Raw genomic sequence first — 24276 nt, forward strand, 5'->3', positions numbered from 1 at the left:
TCAACATGTTAATTTCGAATTGTACAATTCAAAATCTAACTCATCTAGTAGAAATGTATTGCCCATAACGTCCTATCCATTGATGGGCAATGGCAGTAAGAGTCAACTTTGAGAATTTAAGAAAATAGATCAATCCGTAACGAACTGAAAATGGAATCTTGATTAAACTTTTGGATAAAAAGAAAAGGTAGCCCAAATAATGATTTCTTGACCAAAGAATATAAAGCATATTTCTAAGACTATAATATTGTCTATTTACTCGTGTGGGATCTCCAATAGATTTGCCTTTCCATCTGTATTTCTCACCTAAATTGCCTGCTTCTTTTCTGGCTTCCATCATCCCCTGCCCATCAATCAAAATCGAAAATCCTAGGTCTTTAACTCGAAGACAAAATTCCAATTCTTCAAAGCCAAAAAACAATTTCGGGTCAGGAAGAATACCATTCTGGATTACTCTGGAGGAAACTAAAATATGCTTATTTCCAGGAACATAGTCAGCCTCAGCCACATGCATTAATTCAGAATTACTAAGGACACGAGTACGGCCGGTATTAGGGTTAAATTTTCCACCAACTTTCCCAACTATTCCTACATCAGGAAATTGATTTGCTATTTCAAGTAATCTTTCAAAGGTTTTCAAATCAGTGGGAGGATCATCATCGTCGCCCCAGTAAATCCAATCGTATCCTTCTTTATATAAGGCCTGAAGCCCAATTAAAGCTGCGCCTGCTGGACCAGAATTAAAACCAACTCTATGATAACAAAAAGAAGATTCTTTAAAAAAATCTTGAACAGAATCAGATATACTATTATCAATAATTAGCACTTTATTAGGCTTTATTGTTTGCTTATTGAGGATTTCAACCCATTTATCTAGATGATCTTTTCGTTCATAAGTAGTAAGAAATACTCCTAATTTTTGATTATCCATTTAACAAATGAATAATTTGTTTATAATTTGACTCAGAATAATCTCTTTGTAGCTTTTCTTTATTCCTTTCAATCATCTTTACTTTATCCAAATCAGATAAATTACAAATATTAAGGATTTTATCAACGAAGGTAGCAGGAGATGTGTTATCAAATAAAAATTCATGATTAGAAGAATCTAAAACTTCGCGTATTGAAGGTATATCTGAAGCAGCAATTAGCTTTCCCGCATCCATATATTCAAGTATCACATTTGGGCATCCTTCATAATGCGTACTAAGTAAACAAATATCTGCTCTATTTAGATAAGCTGAAATATTTGATTTTCTCCCGATATAATGGATACCATACTCATTGAATGCTTCAATCAAGGATTGATTTTCATTTTTAATATCAGAACCTATTACTATTAATTTAAAGTTTGGCTGCTTTTTTTTTAAAAGTTTCCATGCTTCCAAAAGTAAGTGATAGTTCTTCTGTGGAACTATGTTTGCTATATGCAATAGCACCACATCTTCAGTTCCAAATGAAAAGGTGGAATGATCTAACTCAGAATTATTTACCACCTTTCTATAAGAGTTTTTGATAACAATAGTCTTATTTGGAAAGCGAGAATAAAGAGAAGCAGTTTGAGAATTGAAAATTAACCCTGAAGAATTTAGTAAAGCAATATACTTCATAAAGGAATCACGCCAACTGATTGATTCTTCTATCCCATGATTTCTTTCCATAAAAAAAGCTTTCTGAGCAGATGTAAACCTCCATATTAAATTTACATGGAAGCTTAAGTGCTTATTAAAAGGGAAAATAAAATCAGGTTTATATGATTGCAAGCAATTAATTAAATCATAGAAATAAAACAAACTTGCCTTTTTCGAACCATTAAAATTACTTGTATTTAAAAATCCATGATCTAGATCATTATTATTCAGAAGCTCTAAATACTTTGGATCATGGGTATATTGAGCTAAAATAATTGGATGAAATCCATTTTTCTTAAGAAACTTAGACCATAAAAAAGCTTGAATTGGTATTCCTCCAAATTCAAAACGAGCTATTAATAAAAGAACTGTTTTAGGCCTTTCTATCATAGAACCAGGTAGAACAGGCTAAAGTATTAAGGATAAAATGGAATTTGAAATGATTAGCAAAGTCATTAAGAAACAATTTCTTACATATTTTCAAATTCAAAAAAGAAACCCATTCTTTAGAAATATTTGAAATAGAGAATTTTAATGAATCTAAATATGCTTTCTTTTTTAAGGAGTTTAAAAAATCTAGGTTTTCACATTTAATTAAAAACTCTTCCCATTCAATCCAATCATCAGAAATAAAACCGTTTTCATTGTTAATAATCACTTCCGAATAGCTCCCCAGACAATTTGCCAAAACAGGAACTCCAAGTGCCATGCTTTGAGTACAGCGATTAGCTGATTTTACTAAACTCTCATCTTTATCATCAATAGGAATTATTGAAATATCAAATTCAGAAATTATTTCAGTAAAAGAATCTAATTCCCACTTAAAATCAGAATCCATATGATCAGTCAGGGTCGAAAAAGACCATTTAGGTGCAATTTTAAAAAGTTCTTTCTCTTTAAATTTTTGTATTAAGTCCCATTTACCTGATCCAGATTTTCCAAACCAAATCAATTTTTTAGAATTAATACTAGACACTTTAGGCTCTTTGAAAACTTCAACTGCATCAAATATTACCTTCACTTTATCACAACCAGCTTTTTTATAAAGATCAGCCAAGATTTTTGAAGGACAGATAATATGATCAACTTTTTCTGCCACAGACAATTTTAAAGGCAAATCACAATCTATAAATATTACTTTTGCTCCTCTATTTTTCAATTCCTCAATTAAGTATAACGTCTTTGGGCCTCCTAATTTTTGAAAAATAACAATGTCATCTCTCTTAATATTCCTTATAAAAAAAGAAACGAAATATGGTTTCCAAACAAGATCTTCTGAATAAAAAAATGGAGAATGAATTAGTCTTGAATTATAACCCAACTCTGATAATTTTTTATGAATATTAATACCATGAATTCTAGAACTAGGATTCCTTTTATTCCCACATAATAACCAGAAAATATTCAAGGTTTTCTAATACAAAACTTAAGTTCATAACAAGGAAACCTATAGCAAAATAATTCCTCATAAACCTCTAACCTTTTTAAAGAAGAATTAAACCATCTATTCAAAATACGATTTTTTATTCTTGAATAAACTGTACTTAAAGATTTACTCTTAAAAACAATAGTATATGAAACTATTTCAAAATTAAGGTCATTATAAAATGAAGGGACTTTTCTTACGAAGGACTCTTGATTTTTCACAAAATAATTTAGGGTGTAAAGACCAAAGTGATTTTTATGGGTAGGATCAGAATAAAAGTAAGGATTCGAAAAGTGAGGAACTTCACCTCTTAATGTTCCACCACGTTTTAAAACTCTATTCACTTCTCCCATGAAAAAAGGTAAATCATCAAGATGCTCCAAAAAATGATGACTATAAATTTCATCTATAGAATTTGCTTCAAAAAAAGGCATTCCCTTATTTAAATCAAAAACATAATCTACACCTGGAAAGGATAAAACATCTACACCAATAGAATCTTTTATGCGCTTATTATTTCCGCAGCCCAACTCAACTTTAACAACTTTGCTATTCAATATTAAATATTTTTATTTATAGATATTCATTTAAAACTAAATTTACACCTTAATCTCTTTACTTAGGTTTCTAATTTATAATCTAAAAAGACTTTTCCATAATCCTGATCTTCCCATTTATAAAAAAAACTTCCATTATCAAATACCCGGAATTTGTTCACATCTTTAAAATAAAATAAAGATTCATATTCATCATGAATATTTATAAGCCATTTAAATTCATTTGGCGAAAGTATTCCTCCCTTAAATTTAATTCTTAAAGTATTATCACCAATCTTTATATCAAATGGTTTTATGTGAATTGTGGATATTTTATAATCATACATATCCAAAAGTAATAAAGCAATAATCACACTGGCCTTTTTTACTTTTGATGAAAAAACAATTTCAAGATAAAAATCAAAGTTGTGAGGAATTACATTTATATTCTTTGGATTATCAAGACAAATTACATCAAACTTTATTAACTCAATATAATTATTTTTAAATCCCTCTAAACTTGAATCGTCAGCTATATTTAAATACTCAGATATAACTAAATCAGTATCACCGATAATTTGCACACCACCATTTTGCATTAATAATCCCTTTTTACAAATGGATTTAATTGCTCCCATATTATGACTAACCAACAAGACCGTACGTCCTTGGCTTGTACTTACGTCTTCGATTTTTCCTAAGCATTTTTTTTGAAACTCATAATCACCGACTGCTAAAACTTCATCAACAATCAATATTTCAGGTTCTAAATGTGCTGCGACAGAAAATCCTAACCTAACTTTCATTCCTGATGAATAAAACTTAACCGCAGTATCAATAAATTTCTCTACGCCAGAAAAATCTATAATCTCGTCTAGTTTGGAATCAATTTCCCGACGAGTCATCCCAAGTATTGTACCGTTCATATAGATGTTCTCTCTACCAGAGAGTTCAGGATGGAACCCTGTCCCAACTTCGAGCAAAGAAGCTACCCTACCATGAATTTCAATTTTTCCATATGTAGGGTCTGTGATCTGAGAGAGAATTTTCAGTAAGGTAGATTTCCCTGCTCCATTCTTCCCTATAATACCTAGCACCTCGCCTTCTTTAACTTCAAAGTTGATGTCTTTAAGGGCCCAGAAAACAGATTCATCCTCAACCCCAAACCTACTTAGTTCACGGAGTCTCTTTAAGTTTTGCCATGGGGATTTGATCAAATTACCGACTTGACCTACCAAAGTTTCAGCTTGCTTTTCTTTTAAACCTAAACGATAGCGCTTAGAAAGATTCTCTACTTTAATAACGGTTTTCAAATATTAAGATTTTAAAATAGATTTAATTTTTGATCCGATCTTCCATATGAGGTTTCCAAAATATTTTGGTGAAACATAAAAAATAATTATTGAATAGGTAATTAACCCATTCAAATGTTTCTTTTTACCAGATAAGCTTGACCAAAGTGATTCACTATGAATTCTGTAATGCATCGGGTTGCATTTCACATATCCAGCTTTACCCCACTTAGATAAGTATGCAATAAAAAAGGTATCATGGTTTTTTACCCTAAAAAATCCAGAAGGAAATTTGGTAACTACATTTCTAAACATCATTGTATTTTGATGAATTAGACATCCAGTAACCATTTCTTTTTGAGATCTATTTTTTTGAATAGTTCTATTAAAAAGATTCATATTAGAGATAATATTATTTCCCTTATCGATAGTTATGAAATCATGAAATGCGAGGACAAAACCTGGGTTTTCTTCCAAAAAATTAAACTGCTTTTGCAATTTTAAAGGATCAGTCCAATAATCATCTCCTTCTAAATACGCGATGTATTTTCCTTGTGCTAATAAAATTGCTTTTTCATAATTTCGTGCAAGCCCAAGATTCTTAGAGTTTTTATAAGACTTTAATTTCTCTGGAAATTCTACTTCAAATTGATTTATGATTTCAAATGTACTATCAGTTGAAAAATCATCTAGAATAATAATTTCAAATTGCTGATTAAATCGTTGATTCAAAATTGATTCAATAGCAAATGAAATATATTTTTCATGGTTATATGATAGGAGAATGACAGAAACTTCAATTGACATATTGGTTTAAGTTGTAACCAAGAATATAAAGCTAAAATCATCCAATTGTTCTAGTTTCTATTTCTTCTAAAAAGAAAAACAATTAGGTACTTGAAAAAAATCGGCATTAATTTCCAGTGAAAAGCATGAATACTTACTTTCTTCAAATAAAAAGAAGCATACATAATGTTTTCAGTTCTGCTTCGTCCATATTTATGTAACTGTCCAAGAAACAAATGGTATGCTTTAATCTCTAATGAAACTTGGACTCTATTGTTGAATTTTAATTTCTCAATTACTGGAAGAATTTTTCGTTTAGCTTTTTCTGTATTTTCTAACCATGTTGAATTTGGTTGCCCTTTTGAAAAATGCTCCATTAAAATGCATGGAACAAAATAGTTCTGATATTTTTGACTGATCTGATAACATAAATCTGTATCATACCCATGAAACCCTGGCAATTCTTCATCGAATTGAAATTCCAAAAAAGTAGCCATTTTTATAGCCAAAAACATCCCATCTAATGAATAAACTTTGGCAGGTATTTGATCTCCCTTTCTTTGAAGTACCCCATTTTCTGATTTGCCGGATTTTGAATTAGAAATATAATTAGCATGGATAAAGCTCCGATTAGAAACCCACCAATCTGAAGGGCTGATAGGTAAGTAAGAGGAACCAACTACACCTAAAACACCTGGGTTTTCTAATGTTTCAAAATATTCCACAAGAAGATTACCCCAATTTACAGTATGGAAAATTATATCCTCATGGATAAAAACCAAATAATCAAATATTGCCTTTGTTGCTCCTTTGTTGTAAGCTTTTGCAATTGATAAATTTTCATTCTTATTATCTACTCGAATTATTTCGTGTTCTAATCCTATTGTTTTTTCTAAGGATTCTGAAAAATTATTAAACCAAAAGTCATCAATCGAACAAACTATTATTGAAATCATTTAGTAAAAATTATCAGGAAGTTCAGCCTCTTCAAGCTTAAAATACATAGCTGGATAGTAAGATAAAGGCATTTTGAAGCTTCAGGTTCCTCTGAAATACAAACCAGTATAGTAGAAATACTATGGGTAGGAAGAGAAGGAAGGTGAAGGAGTTGAAAAGCAATGGTTGGTTGTTGGGTGTTAGTTGTTGGTTATTAGTTGTTAGTTGTTAGTTGTCCCGATAGGTATCGGGAGTTGTTGGTTGCCTCTAATCTCTCCCGATAGCTATCGGGATCTCTTAATACTTCGGCTAGTTTAACCTTTAACGCTCACAGGTGGATTATTTTGAACTCTGAGGAGTAATCTGGAAATCATTCTTTGTTCCTCGGCAGAGAGGGTATGGTAAAGCGGGAGGCAAAGCACTCTTGCTGCAGTCTGGTCAGAGAGGGGAGTAAATCCCGAGGTGTAATCGAGGGTATTTAGTCCTGGATAGAAATACCTGCGGGCACCTATGCCATGTTCTGAAAGAACCTTCATAGTTCTGAGTAATATGTCCTCATTCTTAAATAAGATTGGGAAATAAGAATGACTGTAGGCTTCGATGTTGCCGTTATCCGGAAAGCTTACATTCAGGTCGCTAAGTAGCTCCCGATATAGTTGACACTGTTCTTCTCTTTTAGCGAGAATCTGTGGTAGGTATGGGATATTGACCAAACCCATGGCAGCATGAAACTCAGAGTTTTTCGCATTGATACCTACTCCGTTGAAATTTTCAAAGCCATCATGGCCGAAGTTTCTCAGGTAAGCCATCTTCTTTAGGAGTTCAGGATCTTTGGTAAAGACTCCACCGCCTTCTATGGTATGGAAAACCTTGGTTGCGTGAAAGCTGCAGGTGCTGATATCTCCATAGTCGAAAATTGATTTGCCCTTTACTTTTACCCCGAAGGCATGAGCTCCATCGTAGATTACCTTGAGCTTGTGCTTCTTTGCTATCTCGGCTATGGCCTCCACATCACAGGGAATGCCATAGACATGGGTGGCGAGAATGGCGGATGTAAGCGGAGTGATTGCCGCTTCGATCTTTGCAGGATCTATGGTGAGTTGATCCGGCAGAATATCCACATAAACCGGTGTGCATCCCTCCCACACTATGCTGCTGGTAGTTGCCACATAGGAAAACGGGGTGGTGATTATTTCTCCCTGTAGTTCGAGTGCCTTGATAGCGATCTGCAAGGCAATGGTGCCATTGCTGACAAATAGCAGGTGATTTACATCCAGGTATTCCTTTAATCTAAGTTCCAGTTCATTGACCAGAGGGCCGTTGTTTGTGAGCCAGTTGCGCTCCCAAATGCCTTCAAGGTACTTGTCGTACTCTGCTTTAGGGGGAAGGAAGGGTTTTGTGACTGGGATCAAGGTTGGTTGTTAGTTGTTGGTTGTTGGTTGTTGGTTGTTGGTTGTTGGTTGTTGGTTGTTGGTTGTTGGTTGTTGGTTGTTGGTTGTTAGTTGTTGGTTGTTGGTTGTTGGTTATTAGTTGTTGGTTCTTGGTTGTTGGTTGTTAGTTGTTGGTTGTTAGTTGGTGGTTGTTGGTTCTTGGTTGTTAGTTGTTGGTTATTAGTTATTAGTTGTTGGTTGTTGGTTCTTGGTTGTTGGTGGTTGGTTGTTGGTGGTTGTATGTTCTACCGATTTACCAATTTACTGTTCTACCGATTTACTGTTCTACCGATTTACTGTTCTACCGATTTACTGTTCTACCGATTTACCAATTTACTGTTCTATCGATTTACTGACTTACCATTTTACCGATTACTGATTTACTGCCAACTGTAAACTGTCTTCGGCGGGCACAGCTTCGCTCTTTCACTCACACCCAAAGATTAGAGTTCTTGTCATTTCCACGCAAATAGCTCCCCTCCGCGATAGCTATCGGGAAGGGGCTGGGGGGTTGACTGAGTAATAAATTTACTCGGTTGAATTGGATTCGCAAATTTTGGGCTTAGAATGTTTGAGAATTGGGAATGGGGATTGGGTATGGAAGAAATGGTAAGTGAAATTTTTGATCCAGGGTTTTAGATGTGTGATTTTAGCTGTAGCATATATGTTCTGCTGTTTCTTGGGCTTTTATGCCAAGGGGATCCGCTCACTCGCCAAAGTCATATCTCTGGGGATGAAGGAAGGGCTATCTTAGCTGCAAAGCGACTATATTTCGCGAAGCGCATCTCCATCAGCAATATATAACTTATCTTTTTCAATCGATTTTGACCCTAACCGTACATACTATGCCTAAGATCCGATTAATCATCTGTTTTTTGATTGTACTATTCCCATCCACTACTCTATTCGCCCAAGAATTTGATTTGGTGATCTATGGAGGGACTTCAGCCGGTGTTGCTGCTGCCATTCAGGCATCCAGAATGGATAAATCCGTGCTTTTGATCGAACCCAGTTCGAGGCTGGGTGGGCTTACAACGGGTGGTTTGGGGCAGACGGATATAGGCAATAAGCAGGCCATAGGAGGTGTAAGCAGGGAGTTTTATCAGTTGATCAAGGAGTATTATAATCAGCCGGAAAACTGGATTTGGCAAAAAAAAGAGGAATATAAAGATGGAGGGCAAACGACCACTGCGGCGGGGGAAGATGCCATGTGGACCTTTGAACCCTCTGCTGCCCTGCATGTGATAACGCAAATGCTGGAAAAGGAAACTATCAGCATTGTCTATCAAGAAAGGCTGTTGAGGACTGCCGAGGGAGTGAAAAAATCCGGTGGAAGAATTCAATCCATTACCATGGAAAGTGGAAAAATCTATGCGGGCAAGATGTTTATAGATGCGACCTATGAGGGCGATTTGATGGCTAGCGCAGGAGTCAGTTATACCGTGGGAAGGGAAGGTAATAAGCAGTATAAAGAAACGCTGAATGGGGTGCAGGCAAATTATTACAGTCCTACCCTTCAAAACAAGGTTTCCCGAAATGCCATCAACCATAATTTTGTACCTGGAGTAGATCCTTATAGGGAAAAGGGGAATCCAGCAAGTGGTTTGCTTCCTTATATTTCTGAAGCCGGTCCCGGCATAGATGGAGCTGGAGACCATAAGGTGCAGGCTTATTGTTTTAGAATGTGCCTGACTGATCATCCTGAAAACAGGATACCTTTTGCCAAACCTGTGGGGTACGATTCCTTAAACTATGAGTTGCTGATCCGTAATTATGAGATGGGAGAAACTCAGGTTCCCTGGATTAATTCCTCCATGCCCAACAGAAAAACGGACAGCAACAACCGATTGGGTTTTTCTACGGATTTTATCGGTCAAAACTACGACTACCCAGAAGCCAGCTATGAGGAGCGGGAGAAAATAGTAGCTGCTCACCTTACTTATCAGCAGGGGTTGATGTGGACACTGGCATATCATCCCAGAATGCCGGAAAAGATCCGGAGGGAAGTTTCCCGATGGGGAACAAGCAAAGATGAATTTGAGCGGGAGGATGGTTGGCAAGGCCAATTGTATATACGGGAAGCGAGAAGGATGATCAGTGATTTGGTCATGACCCAGCATCATGCGGAAGGTTTGGAGGTGGTGGAAGACGCTGTGGGTTTGGCAGCTTATGGCATGGATTCACATCATATTCAGCGCTATGTAGATGCGAATGGGTTTGTTCAGAATGAGGGAAATGTGGAGGCACATGTTTCGGGTCCCTATCCCATTAGTTACCGGTCTATAATTCCGAAAAAATTTGAAGCGGAAAATCTCTTAGTTCCGGTTTGTGTTAGTGCGAGCCATATTGCTTTTGGTTCGATCCGCATGGAACCGGTATTTATGGTGTTGGGGCAATCTGCAGCTATTGCTGCTTGCTTGGCGATAGATGAAGCTGTAGCGGTTCAGGATCTTTCTTATCCGAAATTAAAAGCTAGGCTTTTGGAGTTTAAGCAGAGATTGGAGTGAGGGTTGTTAGTTGTTAGTTGTTGGTTGTTAGTTGTTGGTTGTTAGTTGTTGGTTGTTGGTTTTTGGTTGTTAGTTTTTGGTTGTTGGTGGTTGTTAGTTGTTGGTTGGGGTTCCGCTACGCCTCGGCGCACAGGCACGGCGGACCTGCCTTCGGCTAGGCAGGCAGGTGTTGGATGTCAGATGACCGATGTAGGATGTCGGATATCGGATATCGGTAAGTTCAATTGTTGAATATTAAATGATGAATGAGGAAGTTGGAGGCAGTCAGGAGACTGCATTATCCTAGGTCTAAGTCAGGAGACTTAGACCAGATAGGTAATGTCGGATCTGTCCGGCTTCTGGAGAAGCAGGACAACGGAGAATTGAACCAGATGGAACGGCATTTTTCCTCTTTCTTTTTGAAGGCAAAAAGAAACAAAAACCTTTGTCAAAATAATGCTTCCCCGCGCCAGGCCGGACGCTGGCCCGCTATTTTGACCTCCTCCCCGCCTTTCAAACAAGCATTTGCGATAAGAAATAAAGGTAAATCTGGAAGCTGTCAGGAGACTGCACGATGTAGGTTCGAGGTCCTGAGACTGAGATAGGGTGGTAAAATGAGCCATTCGTGAAACACGAACGGCGGCGGTGACCCCCGACCCCTAAAGGGGAGATGAGAGTTTTGTGTTAAAAGATTTTTTTATCGGAAGTAGGAAGCATGCTGAAGGCATGCAATGTAATAGCCCAGGGTAAGGAGGCACGACGCAACCCTGGGTTTTAAGGACATATTCGTTCACCAGCGCTGGCCTAGGATCATCAATCGGAGACGGAGGCGCGGTGCCAGCAAGATGGAAACGTAATAACGGATCTGTCCGGCTTCTGGAGAAGCAGGACAACGGAGAATTGAACCAGATGGAACGGCATTTTTCCTCTTTCTTTTTGAAGGCAAAAAGAAACAAAAACCTTTGTCAAAATAATGCTTCCCCGCGCAAGGCCGGACGCTGGCCCGCTATTTTGACCTCCTCCCCGCCTTTCACACAAGCATTTGCGATAAGAAATAAAGAAGTATTTGGAAGCTGTCAGGAGACTGCACGATGTAGGTTCGAGGTCCTGAAACTGAGATAGGGTGGTAAAATGAGCCATTCGTGAAACACGAACGGCGGCGGTGACCCCCGACCCCTAAAGGGGAGATGAGAGTTATGTGTTAAAAGATTTTTTTATCGGAAGTAGGAATCATGCTGAAGGCATGCAATGTAATAGCCCAGGGTAAGGAGGCACGACGCAACCCTGGGTTTTAAGGACATATTCGTTCACCAGCGCTGGCCTTGGATCATCAATCGGAGACGGAGGCGCGGTGCCAGCAAGATGGAAACGTAATAACGGATCTGCCCGGCTTCTGGAGAAGCAGGACAACGGAGAATTGAACCAGATGGAACGGCATTTTCCCCTTTCTTTTTGAAGGCAAAAAGAAACAAAAACCTTTGTCAAAATAATGCTTCCCCGCGCCAGGCAGGACGCTGGCCCGCTATTTTGACCTCCTCCCCGCCTTTCACACAAGCATTTGCGATAAGAAATAAAGAAGTATTTGGAAGCTGTCAGGAGACTGCACGATGTAGGTTCGAGGTCCTGAGACTGAGATAGGGTGGTAAAATGAGCCATTCGTGAAACACAAACGGCGGCGGTGACCCCCGACCCCTAAAGGGGAGATGAGAGTTATGTGTTAAAAGATTTTTTTATCGGAAGTAGGAAGCATGCTGAAGGCATGCAATGTAATAGCCCAGGGTAAGGAGGCACGACGCAACCCTGGGTTTTAAGGACATATTCGTTCACCAGCGCTGGCCTAGGATCATCAATCGGAGACGGAGGCGCGGTGCCAGCAAGATGGAAACGTAATAACGGATCTGTCCGGCTTCTGGAGAAGCAGGACAACGGAGAAGCAGGACAACGGAGAATTGAACCAGATGGAACGGCATTTTTCCTCTTTCTTTTTGAAGGCAAAAAGAAACAAAAACCTTTGTCAAAATAATGCTTCCCCGCGCCAGGCCGGACGCTGGCCCGCTATTTTGACCTCCTCCCCGCCTTTCAAACAAGCATTTGCGATAAGAAATAAAGAAGTATTTGGAAGCTGTCAGGAGACTGCACGATGTAGGTTCGAGGTCCTGAGACTGAGATAGGGTGGTAAAATGAGCCATTCGTGAAACACAAACGGCGGCGGTGACCCCCGACCCCTAAAGGGGAGATGAGAGTTATGTGTTAAAAGATTTTTTTATCGGAAGTAGGAAGCATGCTGAAGGCATGCAATGTAATAGCCCAGGGTAAGGAGGCACGACGCAACCCTGGGTTTTAAGGACATATTCGTTCACCAGCGCTGGCCTAGGATCATCAATCGGAGACGGAGGCGCGGTGCCAGCAAGATGGAAACGTAATAACGGATCTGTCCGGCTTCTGGAGAAGCAGGACAACGGAGAAGCAGGACAACGGAGAATTGAACCAGATGGAACGGCATTTTTCCTCTTTCTTTTTGAAGGCAAAAAGAAACAAAAACCTTTGTCAAAATAATGCTTCCCCGCGCCAGGCCGGACGCTGGCCCGCTATTTTGACCTCCTCCCCGCCTTTCAAACAAGCATTTGCGATAAGAAATAAAGGTAAATCTGGAAGCTGTCAGGAGACTGCACGATGTAGGTTCGAGGTCCTGAGACTGAGATAGGGTGGTAAAATGAGCCATTCGTGAAACACGAACGGCGGCGGTGACCCCCGACCCCTAAAGGGGAGATGAGAGTTTTGTGTTAAAAGATTTTTTTATCGGAAGTAGGAAGCATGCTGAAGGCATGCAATGTAATAGCCCAGGGTAAGGAGGCACGACGCAACCCTGGGTTTTAAGGACATATTCGTTCACCAGCGCTGGCCTAGGATCATCAATCGGAGACGGAGGCGCGGTGCCAGCAAGATGGAAACGTAATAACGGATCTGTCCGGCTTCTGGAGAAGCAGGACAACGGAGAAGCAGGACAACGGAGAATTGAACCAGATGGAACGGCATTTTTCCTCTTTCTTTTTGAAGGCAAAAAGAAACAAAAACCTTTGTCAAAATAATGCTTCCCCGCGCCAGGCCGGACGCTGGCCCGCTATTTTGACCTCCTCCCCGCCTTTCAAACAAGCATTTGCGATAAGAAATAAAGAAGTATTTGGAAGCTGTCAGGAGACTGCACGATGTAGGTTCGAGGTCCTGAGACTGAGATAGGGTGGTAAAATGAGCCATTCGTGAAACACAAACGGCGGCGGTGACCCCCGACCCCTAAAGGGGAGATGAGAGTTATGTGTTAAAAGATTTTTTTATCGGAAGTAGGAAGCATGCTGAAGGCATGCAATGTAATAGCCCAGGGTAAGGAGGCACGACGCAACCCTGGGTTTTAAGGACATATTCGTTCACCAGCGCTGGCCTAGGATCATCAATCGGAGACGGAGGCGCGGTGCCAGCAAGATGGAAACGTAATAACGGATCTGTCCGGCTTCTGGAGAAGCAGGACAACGGAGAAGCAGGACAACGGAGAATTGAACCAGATGGAACGGCATTTTTCCTCTTTCTTTTTGAAGGCAAAAAGAAACAAAAACCTTTGTCAAAATAATGCTTCCCCGCGCCAGGCCGGACGCTGGCCCGCTATTTTGACCTCCTCCCCGCCTTTCACACAAGCATTTGGGATAAAAAATAAAGATGTATTTGGAAGTTGTCAGGAGACTGCACGATGTAGGTTCGAGGTCCTCAGACTTGGATCAGATGGGGTGGTAAAATAAGCCATGCTTTAAGACACCAACGGCGGCGGTGACCCCCGACCCCTAAAGGGGAGATGAGAGTTTTGTGTTAAAAGATTTTTTTATCGGAAGTAGGAAGCATGCTGAAGGCATGCAATGTAATAGCCTAGGGTTTCAACCCTAGGTTTTAAGGATATATTCGGTAACCAGCGCTGGCCTAGGATCATCAATCGGAGACGGAGGCGCGGTGCCAGCAAAATGGAAACGTAATAACGGATCTGTCCGGCTTCTGGAGAAGCAGGACAACGGAAGTCGAGAGAATTGAACCAGATGGAACGGCATTTTTCCTCTTTCTTTTTGAAGGCAAAAAGAAACAAAAACCTTTGTCAAAATAATGCTTCCCCGCGCCAGGCCGGACGCTGGCCCGCTATTTTGACCTCCTCCCCGCCTTTCACACAAGCATTTGCGATAAGAAATAAAGGTATATCTGGAAGCTGTCAGGAGACTGCACGATGTAGGTTCGAGGTCCTGAGACTGAGATAGGTTGGTAAAATGAGCCATTCGTGAAACACGAACGGCGGCGGTGACCCCCGACCCCTAAAGGGGAGATGAGAGTTATGTGTTAAAAGATTTTTTTATCGGAAGTAGGAATCATGCTGAAGGCATGCAATGTAATAGCCCAGGGTAAGGAGGCACGACGCAACCCTGGGTTTTAAGGACATATTCGTTCACCAGCGCTGGCCTTGGATCATCAATCGGAGACGGAGGCGCGGTGCCAGCAAGATGGAAACGTAATAACGGATCTGCCCGGCTTCTGGAGAAGCAGGACAACGGAGAATTGAACCAGATGGAACGGCATTTTCCCCTTTCTTTTTGAAGGCAAAAAGAAACAAAAACCTTTGTCAAAATAATGCTTCCCCGCGCCAGGCAGGACGCTGGCCCGCTATTTTGACCTCCTCCCCGCCTTTCACACAAGCATTTGCGATAAGAAATAAAGAAGTATTTGGAAGCTGTCAGGAGACTGCACGATGTAGGTTCGAGGTCCTGAGACTGAGATAGGGTGGTAAAATGAGCCATTCGTGAAACACAAACGGCGGCGGTGACCCCCGACCCCTAAAGGGGAGATGAGAGTTATGTGTTAAAAGATTTTTTTATCGGAAGTAGGAAGCATGCTGAAGGCATGCAATGTAATAGCCCAGGGTAAGGAGGCACGACGCAACCCTGGGTTTTAAGGACATATTCGTTCACCAGCGCTGGCCTAGGATCATCAATCGGAGACGGAGGCGCGGTGCCAGCAAGATGGAAACGTAATAACGGATCTGTCCGGCTTCTGGAGAAGCAGGACAACGGAGAATTGAACCAGATGGAACGGCATTTTTCCTCTTTCTTTTTGAAGGCAAAAAGAAACAAAAACCTTTGTCAAAATAATGCTTCCCCGCGCCAGGCCGGACGCTGGCCCGCTATTTTGACCTCCTCCCCGCCTTTCACACAAGCATTTGCGATAAGAAATAAAGGTATATCTGGAAACTCTGAGTAGACTGCATGATGAAGGGCCCATGTCCTAAGACTTGGATCAGATGGAGTGGTAAAGCCTGCCGTAGGTAGGCAAGATGGGTAGCCTAGGGTAAGGAGGAACGACGCAACCCTAGGCAAAAAAACATCCGTATTTAATCAGCGCTGGCGCACCATCGTTTTGTGGAGACGGGAGCTTCATGCCAGCAAGATGGAAACGCGAAAAAGCGGAATATCGGTTGGGGGTTGTTGGTTGTTGGTTGTTAGTTGGTTGTCAGTTGGTGGATTGAAGGAAGGTTGGAGTCTGCAAGTGGACTGCATTGGGGTGGATCCATGTCGGAGAATTGAACCAGATGGAACGGCATTTTTCCTCTTTCTTTTTGAAGGCAAAAAGAAACAAAAACCTTTGTCAAAATAATGCTTCCCCGCGCAAGGCCGGACGCTGGCCCGCTATTTTGACCTCCTCCCCGCCTTTCAAACAAGCATTTGGGATAAAAAATAAAGATGTATTTGGAAGTTGTCAGGAGACTGCACGATGTAGGTTCGAGGTCCTCAGACTTGGATCAGATGGGGTGGTAAAATAAGCCATGCTTTAAGACACCAACGGCGGCGGTGACCCCCGACCCCTAAAGGGGAGATGAGAGTTTTGTGTTAAAAGATTTTTTTATCGGAAGTAGGAAGCATGCTGAAGGCATGCAATGTAATAGCCTAGGGTTTCAACCCTAGGTTTTAAGGATATATTCGGTCACCAGCGCTGGCCTAGGAACATCAATCGGAGACGGAGGCGCGGTGCCAGCAAGATGGAAGCGTAATAACGGATCTGTCCGGCTTCTGGAGAAGCAGGACAACGGAAAGCAGGACAACGGAGAATTGAACCAGATAGAACGGCATTTTTCCTCTTTCTTTTTGAAGGCAAAAAGAAACAAAAACCTTTGGCAAAATAATGCTTCCCCGCGCAAGGCCGGACGCTGGCCCGCTATTTTGACCTCCTCCCCGCCCTAAAAACTAGCCAATGTACTAGTTGAGTATTGCCCTTTGATCTAGATTCAAGCACTAAAAGTCCCACAGGGACGACCTTTGGGTAGCGCCGGCCCCGATAGCTATCGGGGTCAACCCTAGGTTTTAAGGATGTAATTGTTCATCAGCGCTGGCCCGCGACTTTTTTTTGTAAACCAAATGCTGGTGCCCCGCCAAGGCGGGCAGGCAAAAGATGGAAACGGATAGGTGGTTGTTGGCAGGAGGTTGGCGGTTTGCTATCGAGAAGTCCGGATGATGAATATCGAATGATGAATGAGGAAGTTGGAGGCAGTCAGGAGACTGCATTATCCTAGGTCTAAGTCAGGAGACTTAGACCAGATAGGTAATGTCGGATCTGTCCGGCTTCTGGAGAAGCAGGACAACGGAGAATTGAACCAGATGGAACGGCATTTTTCCTCTTTCTTTTTGAAGGCAAAAAGAAACAAAAACCTTTGTCAAAATAATGCTTCCCCGCGCCAGGCCGGACGCTGGCCCGCTATTTTGACCTCCTCCCCGCCTTTCACACAAGCATTTGGGATAAAAAATAAAGATGTATTTGGAAGTTGTCAGGAGACTGCACGATGTAGGTTCGAGGTCCTCAGACTTGGATCAGATGGGGTGGTAAAATAAGCCATGCTTTAAGACACCAACGGCGGCGGTGACCCCCGACCCCTAAAGGGGAGATGAGAGTTTTGTGTTAAAAGATTTTTTTATCGGAAGTAGGAAGCATGCTGAAGGCATGCAATGTAATAGCCTAGGGTTTCAACCCTAGGTTTTAAGGATATATTCGGTAACCAGCGCTGGCCTAGGATCATCAATCGGAGACGGAGGCGCGGTGCCAGCAAAATGGAAACGTAATAACGGATCTGTCCGGCTTCTGGAGAAGCAGGACAACGGAAGTCGAGAGAATTGAACCAGATGGAACGGCATTTTTCCTCTTTCTTTTTGAAGGCAAAAAGAAACAAAAACCTTTGTCAAAATAATGCTTCCCCGCGCCAGGCCGGACGCTGGCCCGCTATTTTGACCTCCTCCCCGCCTTTCACACAAGCATTTGCGATAAGAAATAAAGGTATATCTGGAAACTCTGAGTAGACTGCATGATGAAGGGCCCATGTCCTAAGACTTGGATCAGATGGAGTGGTAAAGCCTGCCGTAGGTAGGCAAGATGGGTAGCCTAGGGTAAGGAGGAACGACGCAACCCTGGGCAAAAAAACATCAGTATTTAATCAGCGCTGGCGCACCATCGTTTTGTGGAGACGGGAGCGCAATGCCAGCAAGATGGAAGCGTAATAACGGATCTGTCCGGCTTCTGGAGAAGCAGGACAACGGAGAATTGAACCAGATGGAACGGCATTTTTCCTCTTTCTTTTTGAAGGCAAAAAGAAACAAAAACCTTTGTCAAAATAATGCTTCCCCGCGCCAGGCAGGACGCTGGCCCGCTATTTTGACCTCCTCCCCGCCCTAAAAACTAGCCAATGTGCTAATTGAGTATTGCCCTTTGATCTAGATTCAAGCACTAAAAGTCCAATTGGGACGACCTATGGGTAGGTTTTAAGGATATATTCGTGCCCCAGCGCTGGCCCACGAGCATCAATCGGAGATGAATTGTTAGTTGTTAGTTGTTGGTTGTTGGGGGTTGTTGGGGGTTGTTAGTTGTTGGTTGGGGGTTGTTAGTTGTTGGTTGTTGGTTGTTGGTTGTGGGTGTTGGATAGCAGTTGTCCATGTCGGACTGACACTTCGACTTCGCTCAGTGTGACTGGAGTTGGCGGTTGGCTTGTGACAAATCCCCCTGCCCCCTTTGACCATTTTTTTTAGTTGTTAGTTGTTGGGTGTTGGTTGTGGGTTGTGCCCCAGACCCTAAAGGGGAGAATGGAGATTGGTGGTCAGAATTTAAAATTTAAAATGAAGGGAATTTAAAAATGGGGTTGTTGGTTGGGGAGTGTTCGATGCCCGATGCCGGGTTGAAGGTTGTTTTCTTACTGCCTACTGATCATTGCCTACTGATCACTGCCTACTGATCCTTGCCTACTGAGACTGTCTTCTGATCACTGTCTTCTGCCTTACTGAGTTCCGGTAATTCATAGAATAGGGGTAATCTCAATAAGCAATCGGAGTAGCGATCTGAATTGGGTAATTCTCTTTCGAATTGATCAGGGAAGTGCTTTTTAGCGAATTCTGATTTATGTAGACTTTGGTAATGGAAAACAGAAAGCACACCTGCATTCCTTAGAGTTTCGGAAAATGTAGATCTTTCAGACTCATTTTTGAAAAGCAGATAGAAGATATGGGCATTCCCTTTATTTCCCATTCCCTGCCAAGTAACATCAAGCCCTTCAGCTGCTTTAACAAGTAATTTTTGATAGGATTCAGAGAATACTTTAAGGTTTGTGCTACCCTCTGAGAAAAGTTGAGAATATGAGTACCAAATAGACATTCTTCGGCTTTGAATGGATTTTAGTTCTTCCAATTGAGACCACAGAAAGGCAGCAGTAACTTCCGATGGAAGGAAGGAACTTCCTATATCTACCCAGCCGTATTTATCTACTTCCCTTCGAAAAAATGCAGCTCGATCCGTTCCTTTTTCCCATAGGATCTCTGCTCTACTGATTAAATCAGGGTTATTTATGCCTATGAGTCCACCTTCTCCAGATTGGATGTTTTTGGTCTCATGAAAACTAAAGCAGGATAGATCGCCAATACTTCCAAGGGCTTTCTCCTTATAAAGACTATCTATTCCTTGTGCAGCATCCTCAATAACCCAAAGATTATGCTTTGTTGCAATGTGCATAATCATGTCCATCTCACAAGGGACACCTCCATAGTGCACTACTACTATTGCTTTGGTATTGGCAGTAATCAGCTCCTCGATGAGAGTTTCATCCATATTGGGATGATCTGCTCTACTATCTACAAAGACGATCTTTGCTCCCCGCAGTACAAAGGCATTGGCTGTGGAGACAAAGGTAAAGCTGGGCATGATGACTTCATCGCCTGGCTTGATGTCACAAAGCAAGGCTGCCATCTCCAGCGCATCAGTACAGGAATTTGTGAGTAGACATTTTTGTATTCCAAAGTTCTGCTCAAAGTATGACTGGCACTTTTGGGTATAGTAGCCGTTTCCTGAGATTTTCCCCCGATTGATCGCGTCCTGGATGTATGTGAGTTCCTTACCGGTTTGATAGGGTTTGTTGAAGGGAGTTTTCAGTTGTTGGTTGTGGGTTGTTGGTTGTTGGGTGTTGGTTGTTAGTTGTTGGGTGTTGGTTGTTGGTTGTTGGGTGTTGGGTGTTGGGTGTTGGGTGTTGGTTGTTGGTTGCCCCGATAGGGATCGGGAGTTGTTGGTTGCTGGTTGTTGGTTGTTGGTTGTTAGTTGTTGGGTGTTGGGTGTTGGTTGTTGGTTGTTGGTTATCAGGTCTTGATTCTTGGTTCTTGGTTCTTGATTCTTGGATCTTGGTTCTTGGATCTTGGTTCTTAGCTTTCTGTTCTAGATGATTTAATATAGATACCCAAACAGCCAGAGGGGGATTTTTTTACCAAGACCTATTTCAATACCATCTGCAGCGATATAATGATCAGTTAAACTTATATCGGGCAAATTTTTGTTTTTCCCTCCTACTTCCACTGACCAGGTTTGATCTATTCTAAAATCTGAGTCTGCTGGCAGAGTAAGTGAATGGCTATGTGTCAGTTGATTCAAAAAGAATGTTTCCCTAAGGTTGCCTATATCGACGTTGCTACCTAGCGCGTAAGCTAAATTTGTATTTTCCAAGTAGAGTTTTTCGGGCTTTTGCAAAAGAGAAATCCCTGTGCTGGATGAATATAAATTAGTGGTCAACTTGCTTTCATGCAGGTAGTTCAGATAGGTAAGCAGTGTGGTACGATTGATACCTATTTTCTGACTCAGCTTAGATACGTTGGGAATAAATGGAACTGAGTCTGAAATGATACTTAGAAAGATTGAATTATTGTTTATTATGATATACAACTATATATAATTATTGTATATCATGATGTACAGTTTTGTTGTTGGTTGTGGGTTATCGGTTGCCCCGATAGCTCGGGAGGTGTGGGTTGCCACGATAGCGGGAGTTGGTGGTTGGTGGTTGTTGGTTGGGAAATATTAATTTAAAATGTAAAATAAATAGAATTAAAAATGGATGGTGATGCGTTGCGGCGAACAAGTCTTGATTCTTGTGTCTTATCTCTTGTGTCTTATGTCTTATGTCTTGAGGTTCTTTTCTCCACAATATAAATCGGGCGGTTCTTTACTCCTTCGAAGGTTTTACCGATGTAAAGGCCGACCATGCCCAAAGTGATGAGCAGAAATCCGGTGAGCATCCAGATGGAAATAATTAAACTGGCGTAACCTGCCACGATAATCTCGCCATCCAGGTATCTATACAGCGTATATAAGGCGAAAAGGAATCCGCATAAGGCTACCAGGAGGCCAAGTTTGACGGTGAGTCGAATAGGTTTGTCAGAGTAAGCCAGCATGATATCCAGCGCAAGGTTGAACAACTTCCTGAATCCGTAGGTACTTTGCCTATCTCCATTTTCAGCATGTATCACTGGAATGGTTGTTTGCTTAAAACCTACCCATTTGACCATGGTTGGGAAATAGCGAATAGACTCTCTCATGCCTATGACTTCCTTGATGACTTTGCGGTGATAGATACCAAAATTGGCTATGCTCTCATCCTGCTTGGATCCAGTGAGCCAGGCTAGGGTTCTGTAGAAGATTTTTGAGGAGAGTTTCTTGAAAAAGCCATCTTTTCTATTTTCTCTTTTGGCTAAGACTACATCAAAGCCTTCTTGAGCTTTTTGGTAGAGGTTTGGGATTTCTTCGGGTCTATCCTGTAAGTCGCAGTCCATCACTACTATCCAGTCCCCTTTTGCAGCATCCAATCCGGCTGTGATGGCGTAGTGCTGTCCGAAATTCCTTGAGAGTTTGATACCTCTGATTTCAGGGTGGACTGTAGCTAGTTCTTCGATTTTATTCCAGGAGTTATCCGGGCTGTAGTCGTCCACTAGAATGATTTCAAATTCCTCCACCGGAACGCAAGCTTTGATCCTTGAAACGAGTTCGTCAAGGGTGTTTTCTGCGCGGTAGACTGGGGAGATGATGGAGAGATGCAATTTTTTGGTTGTTGGTTGGTGGTTGGTGGTTGGTGGTTGGTGGTTGGTGGTTGGTAGTTGTCCCGATAGCTATCGGGAGTTGTTGGGTGTTGGTTGGTAGTTGTTGGGTGTTGGATGTTAGTTGATCTGAGCTAACTAACAACGCACAACTAACAACTGGTTGTGGGTTGTCCCGATAGCTATCGGGAGTTATTGGTTGACTGTTGTTTGTGGTATGTGGTATGTGGTCTGTCTACTGAGACTGAGTCCTCAACTTTTCCACCAATGATATACATAAGCTAATTCTGCAGGTGTATAGCCTAAGGATTCGTAAAGTTTGCAGGCGGGGGTGTTGGATTCTTGGGTTGGGATAAGCATTTCTTTTGCCCCTTCCTGATAGCATTTATATTCGGCAGCTTTGACCAGCTTTTTCCCCAAGCCTTGGCCTTGATGATCTTCAGAAACTGCTATCAAACCAATAGCTCCTTGATCCTTTTCATGGGTGTAAGTGACCATTCCTGCTCTATTCGGAGCTATAAGTAGTTGCTTGGCTTCCCAAGCTTTTTGTATCCAGAGTTTATATAGTTTTTGAAATTCTTCCTGCCTGAGTCTTGGATCAATTCTAAAGCGTGAATACTCCCCACTCAAATATGCTAAGTCTAGTAGTTCATCCTCCAAAGTAGGATTCTCATAGTTCTGGATTTCTTCACTCTTCTCAATTGAAGTTAAGGTCTTTTGGAAGGTGATTTTGGTATCCACCATTTGAATAGCTGGAGAGGAAATTTCTAAAGCTGATTTGGTAAAAAGGTAGATAAGTTGATAGTCCTTAGTTGCTTCCAAAAACTCCTGCTCGTTCCAGTCCTTGGTGATGGTGGCCTTACCTACTGGGTAGTTGAAGAGGGAGGAGTCGAAGGGGAGTGGGGAGGTCAGGGTTGTTAGTTGTTGGTTGTTGGTTGTGGGTTGTGGGTTGTTAGTTATTGGTTGTTAGTTATTGGTTGTGGGTTGTGGGTTGTTGGTTGTTAGTTATTGGTTGTTAGTTATTGGTTGTGGGTTGTTAGTTATTGGTTGTGGGTTGTGGGTTGTGGGTTGCTGGTTATTGGTTATTGGTTGTGGGTTGTTAGTTATTGGTTGTGGGTTGTTGGTTGGTGGTTGGTGGTTGTGGGTTGTTGGTTGTTGGTTATTGGTTGTGGGTTGTTGGTTGGTGGTTGGTGGTTGTTGGTTGTGGGTTGGTGGTTGTTGGTTGTTGGTTGATCTGGGGTAACTAACAACATACAACTAACAACTAATTAAGCAACATCTGCAAAGATCCGTTCCATTCGGCGTCCCGATTGCATTTCAAATTATATATGATCGGGATCTACGGATGATTGGCCTTAGGCTACGTCAGCAAATATCCGCTCCATCCTCCGAAAGTACATCATGCCGAAGATGAAGAGGAAGATAGCTACCAGGGTTCCTGGCCAGATCCATTCCCAGGGCATGGGACGGTTAAGAAAGGCTGCACGGAATCCTTCGATCACACCTACCATTGGGTTAAGGATATAGAATTGCTGGTATTGCTCAGGTACAGCCGTAGTACTATAAACCACCGGAGCTGCATAGAGCAGAAGCTGCACCACGAAGGTCAGGGCATGCTTTACATCTCTGTATTTCACTGCCATGGCAGATAGCATCATCCCCATTCCTAGACTACACATCAGGAGTTGGATAATCAACAGTGGCAGTACTAATAATCCCCAGCCAGGAGTAATTTGAAAATAGATCATCATGCCCACGACCACCACAAACGCAATTATAAAATCCAGCAGTTTGGAAAGAATAGAACTCAGAGGGAGTACCATTCTAGGAAAATATACCTTGGTGATCATATTGGCATTTTGAATCAGGGAATTAGCAGACTCAGTAAGGGTGCCAGAAAAGTAATTCCAAGGCCATAGGGCGAGGTACGAAAACAAGGCATATGGAATCCCATCTGAATCGACATTTGCCAGGTTTCCAAAAACAACTGTGAATACTACAGTCGTAAACAGGGGTTGGATGATCGCCCAAGCCACTCCTAGTACCGATTGGGCATATCGGGCTTTGATACCTCTGAGTGTAAGAAAATACAAGAGATCCTTATATCGCCAGAGTTCTTTGAAGTCTATAAGTTGCCAGCCTGAGGTGGGTTGGATGATTTTGATGTTGTCTTTGGAGGGCACTGTGGGTTGTTGGTTGTTAGTTGTTAGTTGTTAGTTGTTGGTTGTTAGTTGTTAGTTGTTGGTTGGTGGTTGTGGGTTGTTAGTTGTGGGTTGTTGGTTGTTTGTTGTGGGTTGTTGGTTGTTGGTTGTTAGTTGTTGGTTGTTAGTTGTTAGTGGTTGATTGAG

The 24276-nt window shown here is 41.6% G+C and carries 14 protein-coding genes; 1 reads left to right on the forward strand and 13 read right to left on the reverse strand.

Annotation, left to right across the window (positions count from 1 at the left end; genetic code table 11):
• Positions 1-40 precede the first annotated feature (40 nt).
• From ACPUEN_RS07490 to ACPUEN_RS07525, 8 genes are all read right to left on the reverse strand, one after another.
• The gene (locus ACPUEN_RS07490; protein WP_425639472.1) at positions 41-931 is read right to left on the reverse strand and encodes a glycosyltransferase; all 891 of its coding nucleotides are present in this window, start codon (positions 929-931) and stop codon (positions 41-43) included.
• Entirely contained in the window at positions 924-2021 is a 1098-nt protein-coding gene (locus ACPUEN_RS07495) for a glycosyltransferase family 4 protein (protein WP_425639473.1), read from the reverse strand. Before ACPUEN_RS07495 ends, ACPUEN_RS07490 begins: the two co-directional genes overlap by 8 nt.
• Positions 2005-3039 (reverse strand): hypothetical protein, encoded by a 1035-nt coding sequence (locus ACPUEN_RS07500; protein WP_425639474.1) that lies wholly within the window; start codon positions 3037-3039, stop codon positions 2005-2007. Before ACPUEN_RS07500 ends, ACPUEN_RS07495 begins: the two co-directional genes overlap by 17 nt.
• Entirely contained in the window at positions 3036-3614 is a 579-nt protein-coding gene (locus tag ACPUEN_RS07505; RefSeq protein WP_425639475.1) for a class I SAM-dependent methyltransferase, read from the reverse strand. The genes ACPUEN_RS07500 and ACPUEN_RS07505 overlap by 4 nt, the downstream gene beginning before the upstream one ends.
• A gap of 62 nt (positions 3615-3676) precedes the next feature.
• Complete coding sequence (locus ACPUEN_RS07510; RefSeq protein ID WP_425639476.1) at positions 3677-4906, reverse strand: ABC transporter ATP-binding protein; 1230 nt, start codon at positions 4904-4906, stop codon at positions 3677-3679.
• Between the two features lie 3 nt (positions 4907-4909).
• Complete coding sequence (locus tag ACPUEN_RS07515; RefSeq protein ID WP_425639477.1) at positions 4910-5692, reverse strand: glycosyltransferase; 783 nt, start codon at positions 5690-5692, stop codon at positions 4910-4912.
• Between the two features lie 50 nt (positions 5693-5742).
• The gene (locus tag ACPUEN_RS07520) at positions 5743-6627 is read right to left on the reverse strand and encodes a glycosyltransferase (RefSeq protein WP_425639478.1); all 885 of its coding nucleotides are present in this window, start codon (positions 6625-6627) and stop codon (positions 5743-5745) included.
• A 294-nt stretch (positions 6628-6921) separates the two neighbouring features.
• A complete protein-coding gene (locus ACPUEN_RS07525) occupies positions 6922-8019 on the reverse strand; it encodes a DegT/DnrJ/EryC1/StrS family aminotransferase (RefSeq protein WP_425639479.1) in 1098 nt (365 codons plus the stop codon).
• 863 nt (positions 8020-8882) lie between these two features.
• On the opposite strand from ACPUEN_RS07525, the gene ACPUEN_RS07530 reads away from it, so the two are divergent.
• Positions 8883-10544 (forward strand): FAD-dependent oxidoreductase, encoded by a 1662-nt coding sequence (locus ACPUEN_RS07530; RefSeq protein WP_425639480.1) that lies wholly within the window; start codon positions 8883-8885, stop codon positions 10542-10544.
• A gap of 8265 nt (positions 10545-18809) precedes the next feature.
• On the opposite strand, the gene rffA is transcribed toward ACPUEN_RS07530, so the two are convergent.
• The 5 genes from rffA to ACPUEN_RS07555 all read right to left on the reverse strand — a co-directional run bounded on the left by rffA (position 18810) and on the right by ACPUEN_RS07555 (position 24111).
• A complete protein-coding gene (rffA, locus tag ACPUEN_RS07535) occupies positions 18810-20003 on the reverse strand; it encodes a dTDP-4-amino-4,6-dideoxygalactose transaminase (RefSeq protein WP_425640163.1) in 1194 nt (397 codons plus the stop codon).
• A 285-nt stretch (positions 20004-20288) separates the two neighbouring features.
• Positions 20289-20780, reverse strand: a complete 492-nt coding sequence (locus tag ACPUEN_RS07540) for a hypothetical protein (protein WP_425639481.1) — start codon at positions 20778-20780, stop codon at positions 20289-20291.
• Positions 20781-21007: 227 nt separating this feature from the next.
• Positions 21008-21931 carry a glycosyltransferase family 2 protein gene (locus ACPUEN_RS07545; RefSeq protein WP_425639482.1) on the reverse strand — a complete coding sequence of 308 codons (924 nt, stop codon included), beginning with the start codon at positions 21929-21931 and terminating at the stop codon, positions 21008-21010.
• Between the two features lie 249 nt (positions 21932-22180).
• Positions 22181-22750 (reverse strand): GNAT family N-acetyltransferase, encoded by a 570-nt coding sequence (locus ACPUEN_RS07550; protein ID WP_425639483.1) that lies wholly within the window; start codon positions 22748-22750, stop codon positions 22181-22183.
• 533 nt (positions 22751-23283) lie between these two features.
• Positions 23284-24111, reverse strand: a complete 828-nt coding sequence (locus ACPUEN_RS07555; protein ID WP_425639484.1) for an ABC transporter permease — start codon at positions 24109-24111, stop codon at positions 23284-23286.
• Between the last annotated feature and the right edge of the window lie 165 nt (positions 24112-24276).

Source organism: Algoriphagus yeomjeoni (assembly GCF_049821175.1).
Classification (GTDB): Bacteria; Bacteroidota; Bacteroidia; order Cytophagales; family Cyclobacteriaceae; genus Algoriphagus; species Algoriphagus yeomjeoni_A.

Excerpts from the sequence above, each read along its gene's own strand:
- ACPUEN_RS07495 (WP_425639473.1), bottom strand. The coding sequence starts at position 2,021 with ATGATAGAAAGGCCTAAAACAGTTCTTTTATTAATAGCTCGTTTTGAA.
- ACPUEN_RS07520 (WP_425639478.1), bottom strand. The coding sequence starts at position 6,627 with ATGATTTCAATAATAGTTTGTTCGATTGATGACTTTTGGTTTAATAAT.
- ACPUEN_RS07490 (WP_425639472.1), bottom strand. The coding sequence starts at position 931 with ATGGATAATCAAAAATTAGGAGTATTTCTTACTACTTATGAACGAAAA.
- ACPUEN_RS07515 (WP_425639477.1), bottom strand. The coding sequence starts at position 5,692 with ATGTCAATTGAAGTTTCTGTCATTCTCCTATCATATAACCATGAAAAA.
- ACPUEN_RS07530 (WP_425639480.1), top strand. The coding sequence starts at position 8,883 with ATGCCTAAGATCCGATTAATCATCTGTTTTTTGATTGTACTATTCCCA.